The sequence below is a fragment of the Aquabacterium sp. genome (assembly GCF_049317225.1).
Classification (GTDB): domain Bacteria; phylum Pseudomonadota; class Gammaproteobacteria; order Burkholderiales; family Burkholderiaceae_C; genus Aquabacterium.
In genome coordinates this window covers 17,676-40,895 of sequence record NZ_JBMOIR010000015.1, presented here as the reverse complement: position 1 = coordinate 40,895, position 23,220 = coordinate 17,676, and the positions used below count along the sequence as shown (strand labels likewise).

Genomic DNA, 23,220 nt, shown 5'->3' with positions numbered 1-23,220 from the left:
CAGCATGATTCGCATCCTCCGCCAATGGATTCCCGGCCAACCTGCGTGGCGTGATTTGATCGCTGGTCTGTCGGTCGCCGGGGTCTTGTTGCCAGAGGCCGTGGCTTACGCAGGCATCGGAAACCTGCCACCCCAAGCGGGTGTCATGGCCCTGCTGGCTGGTTTGTTGGCCTATGGACTGCTTGGCAGCAGTCGGTTCGCCATCGTGTCGGCCACATCGTCATCGGCGGCGGTGCTGCTGGCTGCAACCACCAGCATGGCAGGCACCGACATTGCCTTGCGGATGTCACTGGCTGTCGGGCTGGTTTTGCTCACGGGGCTTTATTTCGTCATCGGTAGCATGGCGAAGTTGGGCGCCGTGTCGGCCTTCATCGCCCGACCGGTCTTGCGAGGCTTCGCATTTGGCCTGGCGGTCATCATCATCATCAAGCAAGGGCCCAAGTTGGTGGGCTTGCTGCCGAATGGGCATGGTGCTGGACAGGTCGCCTGGCATCTCCTGGAACAATTTCAGTCCTGGCATGTCCCCAGTTTGCTGGTCGGGGGCGTGGCGCTGGTCACCTTGTTTGTGTTGCAACGCGTCAAACGGCGCTGGCCAGGTGCACTGCTGGTCATGGTTGCAGGCATTGCGGCCCAACATCTGGGCTTGCTGGAGCATTGGGGGGTGCTGCGAGTCGGCGACTTCAGCGTTCACCTGCAAGCACCTGATTTGCCCGCCTTGGCCCGCGAACACTGGCTCAGACTGGGTGAACTGGCGTTGGCCATGGTGTTGATTTTGTATGCTGAGTCGTATGGATCCATTCGAACCTTGGCTTTGCGTCATGGCGACGTGATCTCGCCTAACCGAGACCTGTTTGCGCTCGGCGTTGCAAACCTGTTCAGCAGCCTTTTGCACGGCATGCCGGTGGGGGCTGGCTACTCGGCCAGCGTGGTCAACGAGGCCAGTGGGGCCAAGTCGAAGTGGTCTGGTTTGTTCGCCGCGTTGCTGGTCCTGATTGTGATTGCGACCTTGCTACCCTTGCTGGCAGACATGCCCGAGCCTGTTTTGGGGGCGATCGTGATTCATGCTGTGAGTCATACCTTGAATCCTCAGGTGTTTCAGCCGTACTTCCAATGGCGACGCGATCGTCTGCTGGTGTTGGGTGCGATCGCCGCGGTGCTGTGGTTGGGGGTCTTGGACGGACTGCTGGTGTCGATCGGTGCAAGCCTGTTCCTCACGCTGCGTGGTTTGGCGCAGGCACGTGTGGTGGAGTTGGGTCGCGTGGGCGATACGCATGACTTCATCGACATCGACTTGTCTCCCCGGGTTCATCGCGTGCCGGATGTGCTGATCCTGCGACCTGAGGCGCCGCTGTTCTTCGGTAATGTCGAGCGTATGCTGGGTCAGGTTCGCCACGTCTTGGATGCGCAAGTCGGCGTCAAAACCTTGGTGCTGAGTCTGGAAGAGTCGCCTGATCTCGATGGCAGTTGCGTCGAGGCCCTGCGCGATCTCAGCTTTGAGTTGGCGAGGAGTGGCCGTCGCCTGGTCTTGGGGCGACTGAAGGCGCCTGCGTACGGTGTGTTGTTGCGCGCAGCGCTGACGGATACGCAACTCACCATGCTCAGCATGGAAGAGGCCGTCAGCATGGCGAGCACGCCGCCAGTAACGTAAGCATGAAAAAGAAAAGGCCCGAACGCATATGCGTACGGGCCTTATTTTTGGCTCCCCGACCTGGGCTCGAACCAGGGACCTACGGATTAACAGTCCGGCGCTCTACCGACTGAGCTATCGGGGATCAAACGATGTCGGGCTTTGCAAATCGGCAAGCAAAGCCGTCTTGAGTTTTGGCTCCCCGACCTGGGCTCGAACCAGGGACCTACGGATTAACAGTCCGGCGCTCTACCGACTGAGCTATCGGGGAACAGTTTTTTCGCTGTCGCGATCAACTGAGAGCGTGACTATAGCATGGTTTAAATGCAGTCCTCAAGTTGTTGCCGATTTCCATCATTTCCCATGATCAAAATTCGATCTGAGCCGACGCCGCGATGGTGCGCTCGGCCATCGGGAACAGGTAGATGTGATCAAAACTGTTTGGCGCTTCACGCCATGCGCGGGTATCCAGCACGTTGTTCACGGCCAAACGCCAGGTCACGGTGCGTGTGTCCAACGTCTGTGTCGCGCGCAAACTCAGATCAAGGCGGTTCCAGGCGGGGATGCGAGTGGTATTGGCCACGTCCACCCATCTGCGACCCTCGTGAATCAGGTCTGCCTGCAATGTCACGGGGGTGGGGTGCTTGAAGGTGTACGAGCCGCTCACCTTGAGCAACTGGTCCGGGACGTTCACGGGTGACTTGTTCGCCGCAAATTGACTGTTCTCTCGCTTGGCATCCAGCACCATGGCGCTGCTGCCCCATCCCCATGCGCCTGCGCGCCCTTGCCACGAGCCCTCAATGCCAATGTGTTTGGACTGGCCATCGATCAGATAGACATCATCGGCATTTGTTGCCCCTTCAGGTCGGGCAATGTGGAAGACGTTGACGCTCCACTGCTGGGTGCTGTGTGGGGTGTTGACCTGGCCTTTCACGCCCAATTCTGTCTGACGGCTCTTCAGCAGCGGCATGGGGGCGCCAGCGTTGGCTGTGTTGCGTGGGGCGTACTTGATCTCAACGCCTTCCCCCCAACTCACGTAGGCTTGTGTCTGAGGCGCCACGTTGTAGCCGATGGCAGCCCAAGGCGTATTGACCGCCTTGTGAATGACGCCCGTGGCAAAGCTGTTGTCTTCGCGAATGGCTTGGCGGCGGATCTGGCTATGTCGCAAGCCGATCCAAGCGCGCCAGTCACCGAATTGCAAAGCGTCGCGTAGAGACAACTCGGAGCTGCGCTCGTGTCGATCGGTATTGGGATAGCCGGGGTAGGGGTCCTGCGGCAGAGCTGGAAAACTGCCGCTGACATTGCCTTGTCCAACCGGCGGATAGTTGAACGATGCCATGTGCAGGTCGCTATTGAACACGCTGCGCAGGAATGACGCACCCATATCGTGCTTTACCGCGCCAGTGGTGACAGAGCCTTCTACTTGGGCCTGAAGTGATCGGGTCGTGCGACTTTCGTTGTTGGAGCGGAAGTCGTAGATGTCAAACGTGCCGTCTGAGCAGTAGCGGTCGTAAATGCCTTCGCTATCGCAACCGGAAGGGAACGCGGCACGGTCATGGGACTTCAGGTATTGGGCGCCGTAGGTCACGCTGCTGCGCCAGCCTTGGCCCAGGTCGCTCTTAATGCGAATCGTGCCAGTGGTGCCCCGGAACTGGCTGGGTTGCGTCCATGGCTGATGGTTCAAATTGACGCCGGGATCGATGTCTTTGGCCGATGGCAGGGTGTCGCCCAGCATGCTGAACCCAGGAATGCTGGGTTGGCTGGCATAACTGTGCTCGACTTCTGCTTCCAGAACGTGTCCGGGCGCCAGAACGTGGTCCATGGCGACGGCTGCCAGCCGGCGGTGCCCGTCGGTAGCATCGATGTGGGATTTCAGCTTTTCAATCGCTGCATTGACGCGCAGCCCCCACTCTTTGCGCTCGCCAAACCGGTCGCCCAAGTCCACCGACGTGCTGACATCACCTGCATCATCGATTGAGAGCGTCGCGGTTCGGACGCGACTCTCTGGCCGTTTCACCAAATAATTCACCAAGCCACCAGGAGAGCTGACGCCTGCCTGGATGCCACTTGTGCCCTTGAATAACTCAATCCCGGCTTTGTTGTCGAGCGCAATGCGCGTCTCTGCGCTGATCGGGAGACCTTCTCGGCGATAGTTGTAGGCGTTGTCGAGCGCAAAGCCGCGCACGGTCAGGTAGTCCCAGTAGCCGACCGTGTTGTAAGCATCGCTGGTGCTGGCATCCAGTTTGGTCAGGTCAGCCAGGCGCGTGACTTGCGCATCCCTCAGCGCATCTTGCGAGAAGGTCAGTGCTTGTACGGGCTGTTGCCAGGATGGCGCATCGCCCAAGCCGCTGATGCTTGCTTTTTGTTGGCGCTTGGCCGTTGCGGTCACGCCAATGCTCGGCAACGTTGTGTCGCCGACTTCTTGTGCGGCAACCGGCAAACTGAGGCTCAGTGCTGCAACGGCCAGCGGCGTGAGCAAATATGGGGCGCGCAATGAGCGGCGCGGCAGGGAAGGTCGGTGCATGTTGCATGTCTCCATACGGGTCTTGCAATGGGCATCGACGCGGCAGGAGCATGCGGGCAATCCATGGCCTGAAATGGCCTAGGCTTGCTGAAACTTGCTTCCCTACGCGAGGATGACCTCGTTCAGGTTCAAAGGGACTCTCTCAGCAACAAGCGCGTGAATCAGGCTTGGTGCACCCCTAGCAGGACGGTATTTTAAGCGCGTCGTGTGGCGATGCGCCTCATGAAGAACGCTTGACCCCCAAACGCTCGTGGAGAAGCGGGCTGGTGGTGGTATAGAGCAAGTGCTGCGGTGCCTCGGGTCTCACGATCGTGGACGCGGCATGGGCTGCCAGCGTGGCCTCGTGGAAGCCGCAAAGGAGCAGGCGTTTTTTGCCCGGATAGCTGTTGATGTCACCCACGGCAAAAATCCGGGGCACATTGCTCTCGAACGTGGCCGTGGAAACCGGGACTTGCTTGCGGTCCAGTTGCAGCCCCCAATTGGCCAAAGGGCCCAGCTTTGGGCTCATGCCTTGGCGCACGAGCAGGTGATCCAACGGGAGTTCGACTGTGGTGCTGTCTGGCGTCAACAGCGCGAGTGAGTGGATGACACCGTCAGCGCGATGGCAATCGGTAGGCATGCCGACCGTGACCTTGATGTCACCAGCCTGAATCAGCGCGTTTAAGCGCTCGGCCAAATCTGCATCGACCTGAAATTGATCCCGACGATGAAGCAGTGTGATGCGCGCAGCCCTGTGCGCTGCGTCAATTGACGCCAGCTCAATGGCGGCGCCGACCGCCTCTTCGCCACCACCTGAAATCACCACGTGTTGCCCAGCGAGCCTGGCCAACAGATCGTCATCCAGGTGGTGGTGAAGGTTGCTGGCACCCTCGAGTCCGGGCAGGTTGAGTGTGCGAGGCACAAACGCACCCGCCCCAGCGGCGACCATCACCGCCTTGCAGTTGAACGTCAACTGTCGGTGTGTGGTCAGGGTGAAACCGGGCTCGATGCCCGCATGAGGGGTCACCGATTCGACTTGATGCCCAAGGTGCAGCCGAGGGCTGTCTTCGTTGAGCGTGTCGATGCTCAGAAACGGCGATGCTTGCTTCAGCAGCAGCGAAGCAAGCTCACGTCCGGTGCAATGTGGGATGCCCGGCACATCATAAATTGGCTTGTCGGGGTAGAGTGCGATGCACTGCCCCCCGGCCTCAGGTAGCACATCGACCACATGGGCATCGATGCCCAGCAGTCCCAATTGGAACACTTGGAACAGCCCGACTGGGCCTGCTCCAATCACCACCACATCGGTGTGAATCATGTGTGCGGCGTGCACCGTCAGGCAGACAGAATCAGCGGATCAGCTGATCCAGCTTGCCCGTCTTGTCCTTCCATTCGTCGGCATCAGGCAGCGCATCCTTGCGCTTGGTGATGCTGGGCCACTTCTTGGCCAGATCTGCGTTGATCTGAATAAATTGCTGCTGGTTGCCGGGCACATCTTCTTCAGGGAGGATGGCGTTGGCAGGACATTCCGGGATGCAGACGGCGCAGTCAATGCACTCGTCAGGGTCGATCACCAGGAAGTTGGGGCCTTCGCGGAAGCAGTCCACCGGGCACACGTCCACACAGTCCGTGTATTTGCATTTGATGCAGGCTTCGGTGACGACGTGGGTCATGTCAGGTCTCTTGAAACAGTTGAAGTGAATTGAGAATTTTACCGGGCTGTGACAGCCCGATGCGATCAACCTTCGCCACACAGGGCGATATGGGTCAAAGGTTGGTCAGGAATATCTGTCGCGCCGGCGCCCACAATCACCAAAGTAGGTCGTCCGGCGTGAATGGTGCTGGCTTCATCGAGGCTGCCAACGGTGTGCAGAGAGTGACGCATGTCAGGCCAACCGGCGCGTGACACCACACTGACAGGGGCGTCCGCCGGCCAACCCGCATCCGAGAGGCCTTTGGCCAGCGGTGCCAGTTGCCGACCAGCCATGTAAAACACCTCTGTATCCGCACGCTGCCCCGGGCCCATACCGCACTGGAGGTCGCCTGTGCGGGTCATGGCTGTGGTGAAACTGACACTGCGCCCGCTTCCCCGACGGGTCAATGGGCGTTGGGTGGCCGCCGCAGCGGCCAATGCCGATGTCACGCCGGGCACGATTTCGCAGGGGATGCCCGCATCGCGCACGGCATGCAACTCTTCTTCCAGTCGGCCAAACAGGCTCGGATCGCCCCCTTTGAGACGCGCGACCAAGCCTTGCTCGCCATACGCCTGGCCGACGGCCAACGCGTGCTCAACCAGCAAACGATTGATGCGCGTCTGACCATTGAAGTCGCTGCCTTCCTTGCCGGAAAAGCCGCGTTTGCCCACGTCGATCCAGTGGGCATCCGGAGCCAGGTTGCGCAGGCTCTCATCTGCCAAGGCGTCAAACAGCACCACTTGTGCTTGGCTGAGCAGGCGGCTACCACGCACGGTGATGAGATCAGCTTCACCCGGGCCGGCCCCAATGAAAACAATGCGGGCCGGTTGGGTGCGAGGGGTGGATGTGTGATCGGTCATGCCGTCAGCTTATGAGCGCAACGTGGCTGCACACCTTAATGTTGGTCAATTACGTCAGGCGGTTTTGACCAACAGTGCACCGCTGGTGCGGTTCGTGGTGGGGTCCACCACGATCAGTGCACCACCCACGCGGTTGTCCACGTAGGCTTCCACCGGCAGCGGCTGCTGGGTCTGGATTTGAACGGTGCCAATTTCGTTGACGGCCAACTCGTGTGCATCGGTGTCGGCCAGCGTATGGATGTCCAGACGATTGTCGATCGAGGTGATGCGCGCTTGCACCCAACGGTTGCCGTGGCGAACCCAGTACTTGCGTCCGACCACAGCGGGCTCGGTGTCCAGCCACGCCAGGGTAGCGCAGAACTCGGCCTTCGGCTTGATGCTGCCAGGGGTATGGATCCAGTCACCGCGTGAGATGTCGACCTGGCGGTCCAGCACGATGCCGGCCGACTGGCCTGCTTCGCATTGGTCCACCACCAGCGCCGAGTGACGCACTTCGGCCACGATGGCGGTTTCGCCTGATGGGAAGATTTGCACTTCGTCGCCGGCCTTGACGCTGCCGTGTGCGATGCGACCCCAGAAAGCGCGGTATTGGTGGCCGGTGCCCGAGGCGGTGGCTTCACCTTCGCCCACGCTGTCGCGGGTCACGTATTGCACCGGGTGCAGCAGAGTGCCGTCATGACGCTCGTCGCTGGCCGGCAGTTGTTCCAGCACTTGCAGCAAGGTCGGGCCTTGATACCAGGGCCAGTTGGCGCTTGGCGTGGTCACATTGTCTCCGCGTAGGGCTGATACCGGGATCACGCCCTTCACGGAGATACCAGCTTGAGCGGCAAAACCTTCCAGAGAAGCCTTCACAGCGTTGAACGCCGCTTCGGTGTCTTGGTCGATCGCATCCAGCTTGTTCACAGCAAAGACGATGGAAGGCACGCGCAGCAAATGCGCCAGCAGGCTGTGGCGACGGGTTTGCGCCAGCAAGGGCACGGGCGACGCTTTCCAGTCGATCTTGGTGATGTCAACCAGGACCACAGCGGCGTCCGAGCCGGCAGCAGCGGTCACCATGTTGCGGGTGTACTGCTCGTGGCCTGGGGCGTCAGCGATGATGAACTTGCGGGTCTTGGTCGCAAAGTAGCGGTAGGCCACGTCAATCGTGATGCCTTGCTCGCGCTCGGCTTCCAGACCGTCGGTCAGCAGTGACAGATCAATCGGGGCACCTGCGGCACGCTTTTCAAGCGCATCCAGTTGGTCGGCCAAAATGGCGCGGCTGTCAAACAACAGTCGACCAATCAGGGTGCTCTTGCCATCATCCACGCTGCCAGCTGTCAGGAAGCGCAGTGCCTTGTGAGCCAGTTCATTGCTGGCTTCGTTGTGGGTCACGGTAGTCATCAGAAATAACCTTCCTTCTTGCGACGCTCCATCGATGCTTCCGAGGTGCGATCGTCCATGCGGGTGGCGCCACGTTCGCTCACGGTCACGTGCAGGGTTTCGGCAACGATGTCGGCCGCGCTGGTTGCGGTCGACTCAACCGGGCAGGTGCAGGTCATGTCGCCCACGGTGCGGAAGCGCACGTCGACGGTTTCAATGGTTTCGCCGTCCAGTGCGGGGGTCACATCGGTCAGCGGCACCAGCAAGCCCTTGCGACGGATCACCTGGCGTGCGTGCTTGTAGTAAATATTGGGCAGCGGGATGCCTTCGCGGGCGATGTAGAGCCACACATCCAACTCGGTCCAGTTCGAGATGGGGAAGGCTCGGAAGTGTTCACCCGGCTTGATGCGAGTATTGAACAGGTTCCACAACTCAGGGCGCTGTTCCTTGGGTTGCCATTGGCCGAAGCTGTCGCGGTGCGAGAAGATGCGCTCCTTGGCACGGGCCTTCTCTTCGTCGCGACGGGCGCCGCCGATCAGACAGTCGAAGCGGTTGTCTTCGATGGCTTCCAGCAGGGTCACGGTCTGGTGGCCGTTGCGCGATTCCAGCGGGTGAGCCAGACGCACGGTGCCGCGTTGGATGGAATCTTCCATGTGCGCGACGATCAGGCGCTCGCCAATCTCGGCCACACGGCTTTCACGGAATTCGATCACTTCAGGGAAGTTGTGGCCGGTGTCGACGTGCAGCAGCGGGAAGGGGAGTTTGCCTTCCAGCTTGCCCGTTTCCGGGTTCTTCATCTTGAAGGCCTTTTCGGCCAGGTGCAGCACCACGCAGGAGTCTTTGCCGCTGGAGAACAGCAGGCCAGGACGCTCGAAGCTGGCGGCCACTTCACGCAAGATGAAGATGGCCTCTTCTTCCAGCGCATCCAGATGGCGGTGATCCACTTCCGCCAGCAATTGGTTCACATCAGTCATAGCTTCTTGTACCGTTAATCTTGTTCGGTCCGGTCACTTTTGGTGAACGTGCAGGCCACATTCCTTGGCCTTCTCATCTTCCCACCACCAGCGGCCAGCGCGGAAATCCTCGCCCACTGCGATCGCCCGCGTACAGGGGGCACACCCAATGCTGGGCATGAACTGATCGTGCAGCGGGTTGTAGGGCACGTGGTTGACCGACACGTAGTGCCAGATGTCGCCCCATGTCCATTCGATCAAAGGGTTGAATTTTGCACGTCCCTTGTCATCTTGTTCGCGCGCAGCCATGTCGCCGCGGTTGTTGGACTGTTCGCGGCGCAAACCAGTGATCCAGGCCGACCGCTCTGCCAGCATGCGGCTCAGGGGCTCCAGTTTACGGACGCCGCAGCAGGCTTTGCGGAGCTCAATGCTCTCGTACATGGCCTTGTCGCCGTTCTTGCGCACGAACTCGATCACCGCTTCCGCCGCGGGCTTGTACACCTCCACATGCACGCCTGCATCGGCATAGTGCGTCTCGATGGTGCCGATCAGTGAGGCCGTTTCCGGGTGCAGGGCGCCCGTTTCCAACGTGCCGATCGCGATGGGCAGGCGGTGGCGGGCGATCAAGTCGGTCAACACCATGTCTTCCACACCCAGGCTGGTGGCTTGCACCACCTTGTCAGGATGCTCAACAGCAGCGGCCTTCAGCAACTCGATGGTGGAATGGACCTTGTCAGCGTAGTCGGTGCTGGGCTTGTTGTAGAGCGTGATCGCGGAGCCTGCGGGCGCGGCGGCCCCCATCAAGGACGACACGCCACCAATTGGAGAAGAGTCACTCATGAGTTTGCTCCAGCGTTGTCATGCCGCACGACCAAATACGGGCTTTGTGACCTGCACATCACCTTGGTAGTGACCTCGGGCGGCAAAGAAGCCCAAGGCACGTTCTGCGTCTGCACGATCTTGGTCATGACGCAGCACCACGGCATCAAAGCCTGTGCGTGCCAGCAACGGCATCATGTCGACCAGTACTTCACCGGTCGCACGAATTTCGCCGGCGAAGCGGAAGCGCGTGCGCAGGATATGAGCTTGACTGTAAGCACGACCATCGACCCACTTCGGGAAGTTCAGTACCACCAAGGCGAGCTTGGGTAGGTCAGCTTCAATCGTTTCGATGTCGGTGTCGTTGCTGATCAGTACGCCCGCAGGCTTGTAGTCAGGCGATGTCTGCGAAGGCCATTGCTCGCGCACGGCATGCCACTGGGCCAGCGTCAGCAGGCTGTTACTCTTGACGGGGGGGTGAGAAACCGGGCCATCTTCCCCGCCGACGGTGTGCCACTGGTCGTGGTGAATATCGATGAATTTCATGGTGTCGTTCCTTCTGCGGGGCGATCAGGCTGCTTTGGCTGTGGTGCGACGCACCGCGTTTGCTGCGGCTTTGAACGGGTCGATGCCGACACGCTTGACGGTGTCAATGAACTTTTCGTTGGCGGCACGCTGCGTACGGTAGGTTGCAATCACAGCCTCAATCACGTCCGCCACTTCGTCGGCGGAGAACGATGGGCCGATCACCTTGCCAGCCACGCTGGTGGGGGCGTGGTCGGAGCCGTCCGAGCCACCCAGCGTAACCTGGTACCACTCGGACCCGTCCTTGTCGACGCCCAGAATACCAATGTGACCGCTGTGGTGGTGACCGCAAGAGTTGATGCAGCCCGAGATGTGCAGATCGATGTCGCCGATGTCGTACAACTCGTCGAGGTCTTGATAACGCTCGATCAACTCGTTGGCGATCGGAATGGACCGCGCATTGGCCAGCGCGCAGAAGTCGCCGCCGGGGCAGGCAATCATGTCGCTGAGCAAGCCGATGTTGGCCGAAGCCAGGGTCGAGGCTTTGGCTGCTTGCCACACCGCGAACAGATCCTCTTCGCGCACGAATGGCAGCAAAGCGTTCTGGTCATGCGTCACGCGTAACTCACCGAAACTGAAGCGATCGGCCATGTCAGCGATGGCATCGAGTTGCGCATCGGTGACGTCGCCCGGGGCTTGTCCGGGGCGTTTCACAGACAGCGTCACACACTTATAGCCGTCGACCTTGTGGCCGCGGACATTGCGCTCCAGCCACTTGAGGAACTGCTTCTTGTCGCTCTCCGAGGCATCATCAGGCAAACCGTTACCTGTTGCCTGATGAGCCTGCACGCCAGCAGGGAATACAAAGCTGGCTGCCACACGGTCAAACTCGGCTTGAGGAATGATGTGCGCAGCACCATCAATGTCGCGCTTCAAGATCTGCTCGAATTCAGCATTCACCTGATCAAAGAACTTTTGCCCCTCGGCCTTCACCAGAATCTTGATGCGGGCCTTGTACATGTTGTCGCGACGACCATAGCGGTTGTAGACCCGCACGATCGCTTCGATGAAGACAAGGATTTGTTGCCAAGGCACAAAGGCGTTGATCTCGCTGGCCGTGATCGGCGTGCGGCCCATCCCGCCGCCGACCAGAACGCGGAAGCCGACTTCACCCGCGTCGTTTTGGATCAGATGCAGGCCGATGTCATGCCAGTACGTGGCGGCGCGATCTTCCTTGGCGCCACTGACGGCGATCTTGAACTTGCGTGGCAAGAACGCAAACTCCGGGTGCAAGGTCGACCATTGGCGCAACACCTCGCAGTAAGGGCGGGCGTCAATCACTTCATCATCTGCCACGCCAACCATGGCGTCGGCCGTGATGTTGCGGATGCAGTTGCCCGACGTTTGGATGCCGTGCATGTTGACATCCGCCAGCAAGTCCATCACATCAGCGCTTTTCGTCAGTGGAATCCAGTTGAACTGAACGTTCTGACGGGTGGTGAAGTGCGCATAGCCGCGATCGTACTCGCGAGCAATGCGTGCCAACTGGCGAACCTGGGTTGAAGAAATTTCACCGTATGGCACCGCAATGCGCAGCATGGGTGCATGGCGCTGAACGTACCACCCGTTCTGCAGACGCAGTGGGCGGAATTCGTCATCACCCAATTTGCCCGCCAGGTTGCGTTCAAGTTGATCGCGGAACTGGGCGGCACGCTGGTGCACAAACTGTTTGTCAAAGTCGGTGTATTGATACATGGCATCAATCCGGTCGGAAGCCGGCTGTCACGGTGTCAAAAAACGGGTCGGTGGGGGCATGGCCGTCGCCACCACGAAAAGAAGGCGTCAGGCAGTCATGAGAATCTTCTTGGCTGCCAACACCAGGCAGATGCACAGCGCGATCCGCGTGATTGTCTCAGGAAGGTGCTTGGTCAGCTTCGCGCCAACCCAGATGCCTGGGATGGAGCCCATCAGCAATTCAACCAACAGCACCCAGTTCACGTTTCCCAGTGAAGCGTGCCCAATGCCGGCCACGATGGTCAATGGCACGGCGTGGGCGATGTCGCTGCCGACCAGGCGTTTCATGTCCAGACGTGGATAGAGCAGGAGAATCATCGTCGCACCCAGCGCGCCAGCACCAATGGAGCTCAGCGATACCAGTACGCCCAAGATGGCGCCGCACAACACAGTCAAAGCTGGGCGAGTCTCACGTGTGATCCAGCGCTCCAGCCAGATGCCAACGCGATACCACACAGGGCGGAAAGCAACAGTCACCGCCGTCAGCAGCAGCGCAATACCAAGCGCATAAGCCAACATGTTGTCCCCGCTTTTCTTGATGCCTTCCACGTGCATGAACACCATGGTTGCGATGGTCGCGGGAATGCTGCCGATCAGCAATTTTTTTGTAATGTGATAGTCGACGTGATCTTCCCGGTGATGGGCGATCGAGCCAGACACTTTAGTCAGTCCGGCAAACCAGAGGTCCGTACCAATTGCGATGGCCTTGTCAAGACCAAACACGGAAATCAACAAAGGTGTCATCAGCGAGCCGCCGCCAACGCCGGTTACTCCGACAATGAGGCCTACGCCTGCTCCGGCGGCGACAGCAATCCAGTCAAAACTCATGACGACACTTCAGCTTTCTGGGCGGACTGCTTGAACAGCATCCTTTTTGTAAGAAGCTGAAATGTAGAAAATCTCTTTATAAATGAGAAGAACATTTTTGAAAGTTGTTTATTCCTACGTGGAATATAAGGGGCGCCTTGTGCGCGTCGGCGTGGCGACAATGCTCCCCGCGTTTTTAAGTGCATGTGCTGTTCTGAGCCCGCAACCTGATGCCGTGCCCAGCAAGCCGGCGACGCCACCCGTGGTTATCAAGCCTGCGCCCAAGCCTCCGCGGATCGGTTTGGCGCTTGGGGGGGGCGCGGCGCGCGGGTTTGCGCACATCGGCGTGCTTCAGGTTCTGGAAGAGCAGGGGATCAAGCCGGACATCGTTGTGGGGACGTCTGCTGGCAGCGTGGTGGCAACACTCTACGCTTCAGGCAAGACGCCCACAGAATTGGGTCAAATGGCCATGAGTCTGGATGAGTCCAGCATCACCGATTGGGTGTTTCCCGGCCGGTCGATTCTCAAAGGGGAGGCCTTGGCCAAGTTTGTGCGCACTGCAACCAACGGGCGCCAGATCGAAAACATGAGGGTGCCGTTGGGCATCGTTTCTGCCGATCTTCAAAATGGACAACCCATTTTGTTCCGACGAGGCGATCCAGGTGTCGCGGTGCGTGCATCCAGCGCAGTCCCGGGTGTCTTTGAGCCCGTGAAAATCGCTGGCAGGGAATACATCGATGGTGGCGTGGTGTCGCCTGTGCCCGTCCGCTTTGCAAAGCAAATGGGAGCAGATGTCATCATTGCCGTGGATATCTCCGCGATTCCGGAGGGGCAGCCGACCAAAGGGGCCCTCGACATCCTGATGCAGACGTTCAACATCATGGGGCACTCGATCAGCCAGTTCGAGTTGGCGGACGCTGACGTGGTGATGCGGCCCAAGTTGGAGGGGGTTGGCAGCGCCGAGTTCAGTGCCCGGCGTTTGTCGATCCTTGCCGGGCGTGAGGCAGCATTGACGGTTTTGCCCCAACTCAAGGAGCGCATCGCGCAAAAGACGCGCTAAAAACGCATCAAGAGATGCTTAACGAGGGGTGCCGAACGGTATCCCTGTCAGCTTGAACCCCGATTTGATGCCGCGCTTGCTGAACCAGCCCTTGTTCATTTCCAGCACGAAACGAACGGGTTTGGTCGAGCAATGGTTGTCCAGGGTTTGCGGCAGCATCTCATCTACGTTGACCACCGTACCATCGTCGGCAACAAAGGCAACGGCCAGCGGGATCAGTGTGTTTTTCATCCAGAAGCACTGTTGGGCAGGCTGCTCGAACACGAACAGCATGCCTTCGTTGCTTCCCATCGACGTGCGGTGCATCAATCCGATTTGATGCTCTTGAGGTGTCAAGGCCACTTCCGCCGTGATGTTGTGCATGCCTGCACCCAGTTGGACGACGGTCTCAAGACGTTGTGCGTGACTTTGCGCCAAAGCCTGCGTTGGCGCAAACAAGCCCAAAGTAGACAGGCAAGCTGCGACAAAAGCCAGCTTCAGCGATAGGGCGTACTGTTCTTGAAACACAATTCGGGTCATTGATCTAATTCCTTGTGCGGGATGCCTTTGACTATTTGCAAGATAGTTTGCCTTGGCATGGCCCTGCCGCACTGTATCAGCGCGATCCATGAGCAATCCAGTCACGCCCTCCCAAAATGCGCCCTTGCCGCCACTGACACAGGCGCAGGCCGATGGCCTGAATGATCCTGACTTGCTGATGCAGTGCGTGGTCGAGGCCCCGCTGGGCAGCAGTTTGCGGCGCGTGGGCTTGGGTTTGTCGGGGATGTATTGCGCGGCGTGCTCGATCACGATTGAAGACGCTCTGCTCAAGGTGCCCGGGGTGTCAGAGGTGCAGGTGCAGGCGACCAGTCAGCGTGCACGCATCTTGCTCGATCCCGGCAAGACCAAAATGGCTGATCTGGTAGATGCCGTTCAGCGCGTGGGCTACAAAGCGTGGCCGGATGCTTCGGCTCGTGCGGGACACGAGCGCCTGAAAGAGCGGCGGCAGCTCTTGTGGCGTTTGTCGGTCGCAGCGTTTTGCATGATGCAGGTCATGATGATCACCACGCCGCAATACGTGGCGGGGCCTCATGAGATCCCCATGGATCTTTGGAACCTGATGAATTGGGCCTGCTGGGTGCTGAGTCTGCCCGTCATGCTGTTTTCTTGCGGGCCGTTCTTCACAGGTGCCTGGCGGGCGGCGAGGCAAGGCCGTATCTCGATGGATACCCCTGTGGCGCTAGGGATCGCTGCCACATTCATTGTGAGTTCTGGCGTGACGCTGGGCGCTCAGGATGTCTTCGGCACCGAAGCGTATTTTGACTCGCTGACCATGTTTGTGACCTTTCTGCTGGGCGGTCGATGGCTGGAGAGCAGGGCGCGCGAAAAAGTGACGCAGTCCCTGGAGTCTCTGTGCGTCCGATTGCCTGAAGCAGTGGAGCGCGCCATCGATGCTGATGCTGACCTCTCTCAAGTTCGGGTGGAGTCGGCGCCGTTGTCTTCCTTGCGACACGGAGATCGGGTGCGCGTCTTGGTCGGTCAGGCTTTTCCGGCGGATGGCCTGTTGCTGGACGGGGTCACAGATGTGGATGAGGCGCTCCTGACTGGAGAGTCCAGGGCGGTGCCAAAGGTGGCAGGGCAGGTGGTTGTGGCAGGGAGTCTCAATCTGACTGCGCCTGTTTGGATGTGCATCGAGCGCCTGGGGCCTGATACCCGCTATCAGCAAATTGTGTCCTTGGTTCACCAGGCGCTGACAGAAAAGCCTGGTTGGATGCGTGCGGCAGACCGTATTGCTGGCCCATTTTTGTGGGGGGTTGTGGCCTTGGCATTTCTGGGGTGGTTAGGGTGGCATTGGATTGACCCATCTCGTGCCATATGGGTCGCCGTCTCTGTTCTGGTCGTCACATGCCCATGTGCGCTTTCGTTGTCCGCGCCAGCAGCCCTGCTTGCAGCCGCTGGTGCCATGGCCAAACAAGGGTTGTTGGTACGGCGTTTGGATGCGCTGGAGGCCTTGGCCGTGGTTGACCAGGTTTACTTTGACAAAACCGGCACCTTGACTGAGGGTGAGCTCAAGCTGGTCTCACTCGTTCATTCCGAAGGTCTGGTTGATGTCCGTGGCGGATTGCCTGCGGCACTTTCGTCAAAGTGGGGGCTGGCGGCCTCATTGGCCTCATATTCTCAACATCCCTTGTCTCGTTCGCTGGTGCAGGCAGCGCAGTCCGTGGGTGGATGGCCTGCTCAATCGTGGCTTGATGTGCGTGAACTCGCGGGCAAAGGTGTGCAGGCGACGGACTCCCACGGCTCGACTTGGCGACTGGGTTCCGCGTCCTGGGTGCTCGGTGATGCGCAGAGCGCATTAGCGCTGACCGGCGCAAATTATCAAGATGCGCGTGTCTGGCTGGCGGTGCAAGGCCATGACGGCTCAGTGGATGTGTCAACCGCCTGTGGTTTCGTCTACGACGAAGTGTTCCGTGACGAGGCCATGCCGACCGTGCGACGCCTGAGGGAGTTGGGGTGCAAGACATCCTTGCTGTCTGGAGACCATGAGGCGCGGGTGTTTGCTGCCGCAGCACAACTGGGTCAGGGCGAAAATATGCACGTTGCGGGCGCTCAGGTGACGCCCGAGCAAAAGCTCCAAGTTATTGCAGATGCGCAGTCTGCCGGGCGCCATGTTGCCGTTGTCGGAGATGGCATCAATGACGCGCCGGTCTTGGCGAAGGCCAGTGTGTCGATTGCATTGGACCAGGGGGCTGCGCTGGCTCAGTCGCAGGCCGATTTGATCATCCTTGGGGGACGTCTGTTGGGCTTGTCGGACGCCGTGCAAATCAGTCGACGGGCCATGCGCACCGTCCGTCAAAACCTGGTGTGGTCGGTTTTCTACAACATGGCTTGCATTCCCCTTGCGTTGGCCGGCTTGCTGCCGCCGTGGTTGGCAGGCTTGGGGATGGCGTTCAGTTCCCTGGGTGTTGTATTAAATGCACTTAGACTCGGCGCCAATCGTCATTAAGAACGGCTACTCATGGAAATACTCTACGTCCTTATTCCAGTGTCTGTCTTGCTGGTGCTTCTCATCCTGGCAGTCCTGGGGTGGGCCGTTCATCGCGGGCAATTTGAGGATATCGAACAAGAGGGTTTGCGAATCCTCCAGTCGGACGATGTGAACGACCCCGACGAACGTTGAGCCTCATCAAAATTAGATATGGATTTGCACGCACAATCCACCCTGTAACAATAGGAGAACAAGAGATGGCAACCACCCACTCTGCCACGTACAACGATGGGGTTGTCCGGGCCTTCGCCATTGCCGCCGTGGTCTACGGCGTCGTTGGCATGGCTGTCGGCGTCCTTATCGCGTCCCAGCTGGCATGGCCGGAACTCAACTTCGGCATTCCATGGCTGACCTATGGTCGGCTGCGTCCACTGCATACCAATGCGGTGATTTTTGCGTTTGGGGGGTGCACCCTCTTTGCGACGTCTTACCACGTCGTGCAACGCACGTGTCAAACACGCCTGTTCGCAGGCCCGCTTGCCACGTTCACCTTCATCGGCTGGAACCTCGTGATTCTGGCGGCAGTGGTCACGCTGCCTCTGGGTATGACCACCGGTAAGGAATATGCCGAACTGGAATGGCCAATTGACATCCTGATCACACTGGTCTGGGTGGCTTACGCTGTCGTGTTCTTTGGCACGGTCGGTACCCGCAAGGTTCGTCACATTTATGTGGCGAACTGGTTTTATGGGGCTTTCATCATTGCCGTTGCTCTGCTGCACATCGTCAACAGCGCTGAAGTCCCTGTGTCTCTGTTCAAGAGCTACTCGGCTTACGCTGGTGTGCAAGACGCCATGATCCAATGGTGGTACGGTCACAATGCCGTGGGCTTCTTCCTGACCGCCGCCTTCTTGGGCATGATGTACTACTACATCCCCAAGCAAGCCGGTATGCCCGTGTACTCGTATCGTCTGTCGATCGTGCACTTCTGGGCGCTGATCTTCACTTACATGTGGGCGGGTCCTCACCACCTGCACTACACCGCGCTGCCTGACTGGACTCAGTCCATTGGTATGGTGTTCTCGCTGATCCTGTTGGCTCCTTCTTGGGGCGGCATGATCAACGGCATCATGACCCTGTCGGGTGCTTGGTACAAGCTGCGTGATGACGCTATCCTGAAGTTCCTGATCGTGGCTCTGTCGTTCTACGGCATGTCGACGTTCGAAGGTCCGATGATGTCCATCAAGACCGTGAACTCGCTGTCTCACTACACCGACTGGACCGTTGGTCACGTGCACTCTGGCGCTCTGGGCTGGGTGGGCATGATCTCGATCGGTTCGCTGTACTACCTGATCCCTCGTCTGTTCGGTCGTACCCAGATGTACGCTCAGTCGGCCATCGCGCTGCACTTCTGGGCTGCCACCATCGGTATCGTGCTGTACATCGCTGCAATGTGGATTGCCGGTGTGATGCAAGGTCTGATGTGGCGTGCTGTCAACCCTGACGGTACCCTGGTTTACACCTTCGTCGAAAGCGTGAAGGCAACCTATCCGTTCTACGTGATCCGTGTCGCAGGTGGCTTGCTCTACCTGGGCGGCATGATCCTGATGCTGTGGAACGTTGTGATGACTGTGCTGGCTGGCCGTGCCGTTCAAACGCCCGTGCCTGCACCAGCTCACGCTTGAGGAGGAGAACAACATGGCTAACAATCACAACCCCTCCCTTTTCTCGCACGAAAAGATTGAGACCAGCAACTTCCTCATGATCGTTCTGATCCTGTTGGCAGTGGTGTTCGGTGCTCTGGTTGAAATCGTGCCGCTGTTCTTCCAACGCAGCACCACTCAGCCTGTGGAAGGCCTCAAGCCCTACACCGCACTGCAACTGGCTGGTCGTGACGTGTACATCCGCGAAGGCTGCTACAACTGCCACTCGCAGATGATTCGTCCATTCCGTGCTGAGACTCTGCGCTATGGTCACTACTCCATGGCTGGTGAGTTCGTGTACGACCACCCCTTCCAGTGGGGTTCCAAGCGTACAGGTCCTGACCTGCATCGTGTCGGCGGCAAGTATTCGGATGAGTGGCATGCCGCTCACCTGAACAATCCCCGTGACGTGGTGCCTGAGTCGAATATGCCTGCCTATCCATGGTTGGCCAAGGCCAAGCTGGAAGAGGCTGCCCCGATTGCTCCTCGCATGAAGGCGCTGCGTATGGTCGGTGTGCCGTACACCGACGACGAGATCAAGGCCGCTGACGCTGACGTCAAGGGCAAGACTGAACTCGACGCAGTGATCGCTTACCTGCAGGTGCTGGGTACAGCCGTCAAGTAAGGAGTGACGCACATGGACATCAACCTCGTACGAAGCATTTTCACCGTGGTGTGTCTGTGCGTTTTCGTGGGCATTGGTGTGTGGGCTTTCTCCCGCAGCAACAAGGCCCAGTTCGAAGAGGCAGCTCGCCTGCCTCTTTCAGAAGATTGATTGGAGGCTCATAAATGAGCGACTTCATTTCCAGTGGATGGTCGTGGTACGTCATCGCGATCGTCGTGTTCGGCCTGGTGTACTGTGCGTTCGTGCTGATCGGCGCAGCAAAGCACAAGGTCATCTATGACGCCGACGGCAACGTCGACAAGACCACCGGTCACGTGTGGGATGGCGACTTGCGTGAGTTGAACAATCCGCTGCCTCGCTGGTGGTTGATGCTGTTCATCATCACTTTGGTGTTCGGTGTGGCTTACTTTGCGCTGTACCCCGGTCTGGGTGACGCCGCAGGCAAGCTGAACTGGTCTTCCAAGGGCCAGCTGGATGCCGAAATTGCCAAGGCACAAGCGGAAGAAGCCAAGGTGTATGCCAAGTTCAAGACAATGTCTGTTGAAGACATGGCTCGCGATCCTCAGGCTCACGCCATTGGTCAGCGACTGTTCCTGAACAACTGCGCGGCTTGCCACGGGTCTGACGCCAAGGGTGCGAAGAGCTTCCCGAACCTGACCGATACCGACTGGCTGCACGGCGGTTCTCCTGACAAGATTCTGGAAACCATCACGCATGGTCGTCGCGGTCAGATGCCTGTCATGGCCGCTGCCGTCGGTGGCCCTGAAGAGGTTCGCCAGGTTGCCAACTATGTTCTGAGCTTGTCCGGTAGCGGTCACAACTCCATCCTGGCTGAACTTGGCAAGGAGAAGTTCAAGGCTGTTTGCGCAGCCTGCCACGGTGCTGACGGCAAGGGTAATCAAGCCATCGGTGCGCCTAACCTGACTGACAAGATCTGGTTGCACGGTTTTGGCGAGCAGGCCATCATGGACATGGTCAACAACGGTAAGACTAACGTCATGCCGGCTCAAGAAGCCCGTTTGACGTCTGATCAGATCAAGGTTGTTGCTTCCTACATCTGGGGTCTGTCCAACGTCACCCAGGCAGCAGAAGCTAAGTGATGAGGGTTGCCCCTGATTGCGTCGAGCGAGATCGCTTGATGTCAATCAAAGGGGTGACTTATTTCAAGCGGTAGCAGTGTGAGCGTGATACCCTACTGGGTATCGTCACCTGCACCGCTTTTTTCATTTGTGTCATGACTGACTCGACCAATACACCAGAAAGCAAGACTGCAGAGACGGCCAACCAAGCCGCCCCACAGTCCCCCGGCCAGCAAACTGCTCACGTTCATGAGCAAGTTGTTTCGCTCTATAAAAAGTCCGAGAAGATTTATGCCCGCGAGGTAGAGGGGTGGTTCACGCGATGGCGCTGGGTCATGGTGTGGGTCACGCAGTTGGTGTTCTATGTCACCCCCTGGTTGACGTGGAATGGTCGCCAGGCGGTTCTGTATGACTTGACCGCGCGACGCTTCTACATGGGCGGGTTGGTGCTCTATCCCCAGGACTTCATCTTCCTGACGGCACTGCTCGTGATTTCAGCGTATGGCTTGTTTCTGTTCACGGCAGTGGCGGGGCGGCTCTGGTGTGGATACGCATGTCCGCAATCGGTCTACACAGAAATCTTCATGTGGATCGAGAACAAGATCGAAGGCAGTCGCGTCAAACGCATGAAAATGGACAAGGGTCCTTGGAATGCGGAAAAGCTGGCCCGTAAGACGGCAAAGCAGACAGCGTGGATCGCTTTTGCTTTGTGGACGGGTTTCACATTCGTGGGCTACTTCACGCCGATTCGCGTGTTGGCACAAGAAGTGGTCACCCTGGGCATGGGCCCGTGGGAGATTTTCTGGGTGCTGTTTTATGGCTTTGCCACTTACGGGAATGCCGGCTACATGCGCGAGCAAGTCTGTAAGTACATGTGCCCCTACGCACGTTTCCAAAGTGCGATGTTTGACCGGGATACGCTCATCATCAGCTACGACGTCAAGCGTGGTGAGCCGCGCGGCAAGGGCAAGAAGTCGGCTGACGGTGCTCCACAGGGTGATTGCGTCGATTGTTCGTTGTGCGTGCAAGTGTGTCCAACCGGCATCGACATCCGCAAGGGTTTGCAATACGAGTGCATCGGTTGCGCAGCCTGCATTGATGTTTGTGATGGCGTGATGGATAAGATCGGCAAGCCGCGCGGACTGATCCGCTATGCAACGCTGAACTCCATGGACAACGGGTGGGGCCGCAAAGAGATGTGGGCGCGTGTGGCACGTCCCCGCGTCATGATTTACACGGCCATCTTGTTCGCAGTTGTCGCGGTGTTCTTGTACAGCTTGTATAGCCGTGTACCCTTCCGGGTCGACATTGTTCGAGATCGTGGGGCCTTGGCCCGCGTGGTGGACGAAGGTTTCGTTGAAAACGTCTATCGAGTTCAGGTCATGAATGCGAGCGAAAGCAAGCAGAAGTACCGCATCGGTGTGGAACAATTGATGCAGGCTCAGGTCTCCGGTGGCGAAGAAATTGTTCTTGGCCCCGCAGAAGCGCGATGGGTGCCAATTGCGGTGCGTGTTCCGCCTGATGTCAGTAGCCGTATGGGCTCGGGCGCTTTTGCAATGACGCTGGTGGTCGAGCAGTTGCGCCAAGGTGATCAGCCTCAGTTGGATGTTCGTGAAAAGACTACGTTCATGGTGCCGCGTTAAGGCGCAGCCCGAACAGGAGTAGATATGTCTGAAGTTAACGATCAAGATGTCAAGCCACAGGACAATCCACCTTGGTGGAAGTTGCCCATCGTGTGGATGGTGATTGCCGGCCCTGCACTGGTGGTTGTCGCCTCGCTGTTCACGGTTGGTATCGCTGTGCGCCACGTTGATCCCGTGCTGGATACCTCGGCATCCAAGGCTGGCGCCATCAAGGACATGCCGGCCATGCAGGGGCGCAACAAGGCTGCTGAAGGGTCGCGTGAGGCCGCCGATCAGTAATTGGTGTGTTTGACCTGGCGTGTACGGTCAGGTCTCCAACAAAAAAGCCCGCATGAAGCGGGCTTTTTTAATGAGGCGTGCAACTTGGTGCTGGATGCTGTTCAGGCTCTCACGTTGTTGACCAACGCGCGCAGGCCAGCCTCATTGGTGATGCGAATGTCGCGCTGTTTGACCTCCAGAAGGCCTTCTTCCTGGAACTTCGAGAAGGTGCGGCTCACCGTTTCAAGCTTCAGGCCGAGGTAGCTGCCGATTTCTTCGCGAGTCATGCGCAAGACTAGTGCTGAGGCAGAGAAGCCTCGTGCATGCAAACGCTGAGTCAGGTTCAACAGAAAAGCCGCCAGGCGCTCTTCTGCGCGCATGCTACCCAGCAGGAGCATCACGCCATGGTCGCGAACGATTTCGCGGCTCATGATCTTATGGAACTGATGTTGCAGATCCGAAAACTCTCGGGACAGGTCTTCCAGTTGTGCGTAGGGAATCACGCACACTTGAGAATCCTCCAGAGCGATGGCATCACAGGCGTGGCGGTCCGTGCTGATGCCATCCAAACCAAGCAGCTCGCCGGCCATTTGAAAACCAGTCACCTGGTCTCGGCCGTCTTCAGATGACACGCGAGTCTTGAAAAAGCCAGTGCGGACCGCATAAACAGACCGGAACGGATCGCCTGTATGAAACAGCGCGTCGCCGCGTTTGACTGTCTTGCGGGTGGCGACCAGCGAGTCCAGGTGATTCAGTTGTGGTTGGCTCAAACCAACTGGCAAGCAAAGCTCACGCAGGTTGCAGCTAGAGCAGGCAACCTTGAAGTTGTCCAGTTTCACTCCGCCACACGATGCTTGCCCGTGATCACATTGGTGTGCTTTGTCTGTAGCGTTGGCGTCGGCGATCGGAAATGTACTGTTCAACATGAGAAACCTCAAAACGT

At 58.7% G+C, this 23,220-nt stretch carries 22 protein-coding genes, 2 tRNA genes and 1 riboswitch; of the genes, 10 read left to right on the top strand and 14 right to left on the bottom strand.

Translation table 11 applies throughout. The features are described 5' to 3' along the window. Nucleotides 1-4: 4 nt before the first annotated feature. On the top strand, nt 5-1,648 hold the full coding sequence (locus tag ACOYNB_RS10565) for a SulP family inorganic anion transporter (RefSeq protein WP_422839035.1): 1,644 nt from the start codon (nt 5-7) through the stop codon (nt 1,646-1,648). A gap of 48 nt (nt 1,649-1,696) precedes the next feature. Here the strand turns inward: ACOYNB_RS10565 and ACOYNB_RS10560 are convergent. The 12 genes from ACOYNB_RS10560 to ACOYNB_RS10505 all read right to left on the bottom strand — a co-directional run bounded on the left by ACOYNB_RS10560 (nt 1,697) and on the right by ACOYNB_RS10505 (nt 12,962). Further along, nucleotides 1,697-1,772 (bottom strand) — tRNA-Asn (locus tag ACOYNB_RS10560). Between the two features lie 50 nt (nt 1,773-1,822). Further along, nucleotides 1,823-1,898: transfer RNA gene (locus tag ACOYNB_RS10555), tRNA-Asn, on the bottom strand. A 96-nt stretch (nt 1,899-1,994) separates the two neighbouring features. Continuing rightward, a complete protein-coding gene (locus ACOYNB_RS10550) occupies nt 1,995-4,151 on the bottom strand; it encodes a TonB-dependent siderophore receptor (protein WP_422839034.1) in 2,157 nt (718 codons plus the stop codon). A gap of 82 nt (nt 4,152-4,233) precedes the next feature. Beyond that, a riboswitch (TPP riboswitch) is annotated at nt 4,234-4,341 on the bottom strand. A gap of 30 nt (nt 4,342-4,371) precedes the next feature. After that, nucleotides 4,372-5,448 (bottom strand): NAD(P)/FAD-dependent oxidoreductase, encoded by a 1,077-nt coding sequence (locus ACOYNB_RS10545; protein WP_422839033.1) that lies wholly within the window; start codon nt 5,446-5,448, stop codon nt 4,372-4,374. 31 nt (nt 5,449-5,479) lie between these two features. Then, nucleotides 5,480-5,803 carry a ferredoxin FdxA gene (gene fdxA / locus ACOYNB_RS10540; protein ID WP_374257589.1) on the bottom strand — a complete coding sequence of 108 codons (324 nt, stop codon included), beginning with the start codon at nt 5,801-5,803 and terminating at the stop codon, nt 5,480-5,482. 65 nt (nt 5,804-5,868) lie between these two features. Further along, on the bottom strand, nt 5,869-6,684 hold the full coding sequence (cobA, locus tag ACOYNB_RS10535; RefSeq protein ID WP_422839032.1) for a uroporphyrinogen-III C-methyltransferase: 816 nt from the start codon (nt 6,682-6,684) through the stop codon (nt 5,869-5,871). A gap of 54 nt (nt 6,685-6,738) precedes the next feature. Then, a complete protein-coding gene (locus ACOYNB_RS10530; RefSeq protein ID WP_422839031.1) occupies nt 6,739-8,064 on the bottom strand; it encodes a sulfate adenylyltransferase subunit 1 in 1,326 nt (441 codons plus the stop codon). After that, nucleotides 8,064-9,017, bottom strand: coding sequence for a sulfate adenylyltransferase subunit CysD (gene cysD / locus ACOYNB_RS10525; RefSeq protein WP_422839030.1), 954 nt, complete (start codon nt 9,015-9,017; stop codon nt 8,064-8,066). Before cysD ends, ACOYNB_RS10530 begins: the two co-directional genes overlap by 1 nt. Nucleotides 9,018-9,050: 33 nt before the next feature. Then, nucleotides 9,051-9,797, bottom strand: coding sequence for a phosphoadenylyl-sulfate reductase (locus tag ACOYNB_RS10520; protein WP_422839058.1), 747 nt, complete (start codon nt 9,795-9,797; stop codon nt 9,051-9,053). 57 nt (nt 9,798-9,854) lie between these two features. Then, complete coding sequence (locus ACOYNB_RS10515; RefSeq protein WP_422839029.1) at nt 9,855-10,361, bottom strand: DUF934 domain-containing protein; 507 nt, start codon at nt 10,359-10,361, stop codon at nt 9,855-9,857. A 24-nt stretch (nt 10,362-10,385) separates the two neighbouring features. Next, nucleotides 10,386-12,095: a nitrite/sulfite reductase gene (locus ACOYNB_RS10510; RefSeq protein ID WP_422839028.1), complete on the bottom strand. Its 1,710-nt coding sequence runs from the start codon at nt 12,093-12,095 to the stop codon at nt 10,386-10,388. 87 nt (nt 12,096-12,182) lie between these two features. Beyond that, nucleotides 12,183-12,962, bottom strand: coding sequence for a sulfite exporter TauE/SafE family protein (locus ACOYNB_RS10505; protein WP_420816871.1), 780 nt, complete (start codon nt 12,960-12,962; stop codon nt 12,183-12,185). Nucleotides 12,963-13,176: 214 nt separating this feature from the next. On the opposite strand from ACOYNB_RS10505, the gene ACOYNB_RS10500 reads away from it, so the two are divergent. Next, nucleotides 13,177-14,001, top strand: a complete 825-nt coding sequence (locus ACOYNB_RS10500) for a patatin-like phospholipase family protein (protein WP_422839027.1) — start codon at nt 13,177-13,179, stop codon at nt 13,999-14,001. 18 nt (nt 14,002-14,019) lie between these two features. On the opposite strand, the gene ACOYNB_RS10495 is transcribed toward ACOYNB_RS10500, so the two are convergent. Next, the gene (locus ACOYNB_RS10495; protein WP_422839057.1) at nt 14,020-14,520 is read right to left on the bottom strand and encodes a DUF192 domain-containing protein; all 501 of its coding nucleotides are present in this window, start codon (nt 14,518-14,520) and stop codon (nt 14,020-14,022) included. 88 nt (nt 14,521-14,608) lie between these two features. Here ACOYNB_RS10495 and ACOYNB_RS10490 point away from each other — a divergent pair, with 88 nt between their 5' ends. From ACOYNB_RS10490 to ACOYNB_RS10455, 8 genes are all read left to right on the top strand, one after another. Next, nucleotides 14,609-16,987 carry a heavy metal translocating P-type ATPase gene (locus tag ACOYNB_RS10490; protein ID WP_422839026.1) on the top strand — a complete coding sequence of 793 codons (2,379 nt, stop codon included), beginning with the start codon at nt 14,609-14,611 and terminating at the stop codon, nt 16,985-16,987. Between the two features lie 12 nt (nt 16,988-16,999). Then, nucleotides 17,000-17,161 carry a cbb3-type cytochrome oxidase assembly protein CcoS gene (gene ccoS, locus ACOYNB_RS10485; protein WP_422839025.1) on the top strand — a complete coding sequence of 54 codons (162 nt, stop codon included), beginning with the start codon at nt 17,000-17,002 and terminating at the stop codon, nt 17,159-17,161. 65 nt (nt 17,162-17,226) lie between these two features. Beyond that, nucleotides 17,227-18,654: a cytochrome-c oxidase, cbb3-type subunit I gene (gene ccoN, locus ACOYNB_RS10480; RefSeq protein ID WP_422839024.1), complete on the top strand. Its 1,428-nt coding sequence runs from the start codon at nt 17,227-17,229 to the stop codon at nt 18,652-18,654. Between the two features lie 13 nt (nt 18,655-18,667). After that, nucleotides 18,668-19,297 carry a cytochrome-c oxidase, cbb3-type subunit II gene (gene ccoO / locus ACOYNB_RS10475; RefSeq protein WP_420816428.1) on the top strand — a complete coding sequence of 210 codons (630 nt, stop codon included), beginning with the start codon at nt 18,668-18,670 and terminating at the stop codon, nt 19,295-19,297. 12 nt (nt 19,298-19,309) lie between these two features. After that, complete coding sequence (locus tag ACOYNB_RS10470) at nt 19,310-19,447, top strand: cbb3-type cytochrome oxidase subunit 3 (RefSeq protein ID WP_374258569.1); 138 nt, start codon at nt 19,310-19,312, stop codon at nt 19,445-19,447. Between the two features lie 14 nt (nt 19,448-19,461). Continuing rightward, nucleotides 19,462-20,397, top strand: a complete 936-nt coding sequence (ccoP, locus tag ACOYNB_RS10465; protein WP_422839023.1) for a cytochrome-c oxidase, cbb3-type subunit III — start codon at nt 19,462-19,464, stop codon at nt 20,395-20,397. Between the two features lie 134 nt (nt 20,398-20,531). After that, the gene (gene ccoG, locus ACOYNB_RS10460; protein ID WP_422839022.1) at nt 20,532-22,019 is read left to right on the top strand and encodes a cytochrome c oxidase accessory protein CcoG; all 1,488 of its coding nucleotides are present in this window, start codon (nt 20,532-20,534) and stop codon (nt 22,017-22,019) included. A 24-nt stretch (nt 22,020-22,043) separates the two neighbouring features. Continuing rightward, a complete protein-coding gene (locus ACOYNB_RS10455) occupies nt 22,044-22,298 on the top strand; it encodes a nitrogen fixation protein FixH (RefSeq protein ID WP_422839021.1) in 255 nt (84 codons plus the stop codon). Between the two features lie 101 nt (nt 22,299-22,399). On the opposite strand, the gene fnr is transcribed toward ACOYNB_RS10455, so the two are convergent. Continuing rightward, nucleotides 22,400-23,203: a fumarate/nitrate reduction transcriptional regulator Fnr gene (gene fnr / locus ACOYNB_RS10450; RefSeq protein WP_422839020.1), complete on the bottom strand. Its 804-nt coding sequence runs from the start codon at nt 23,201-23,203 to the stop codon at nt 22,400-22,402. Nucleotides 23,204-23,220: the final 17 nt, after the last annotated feature.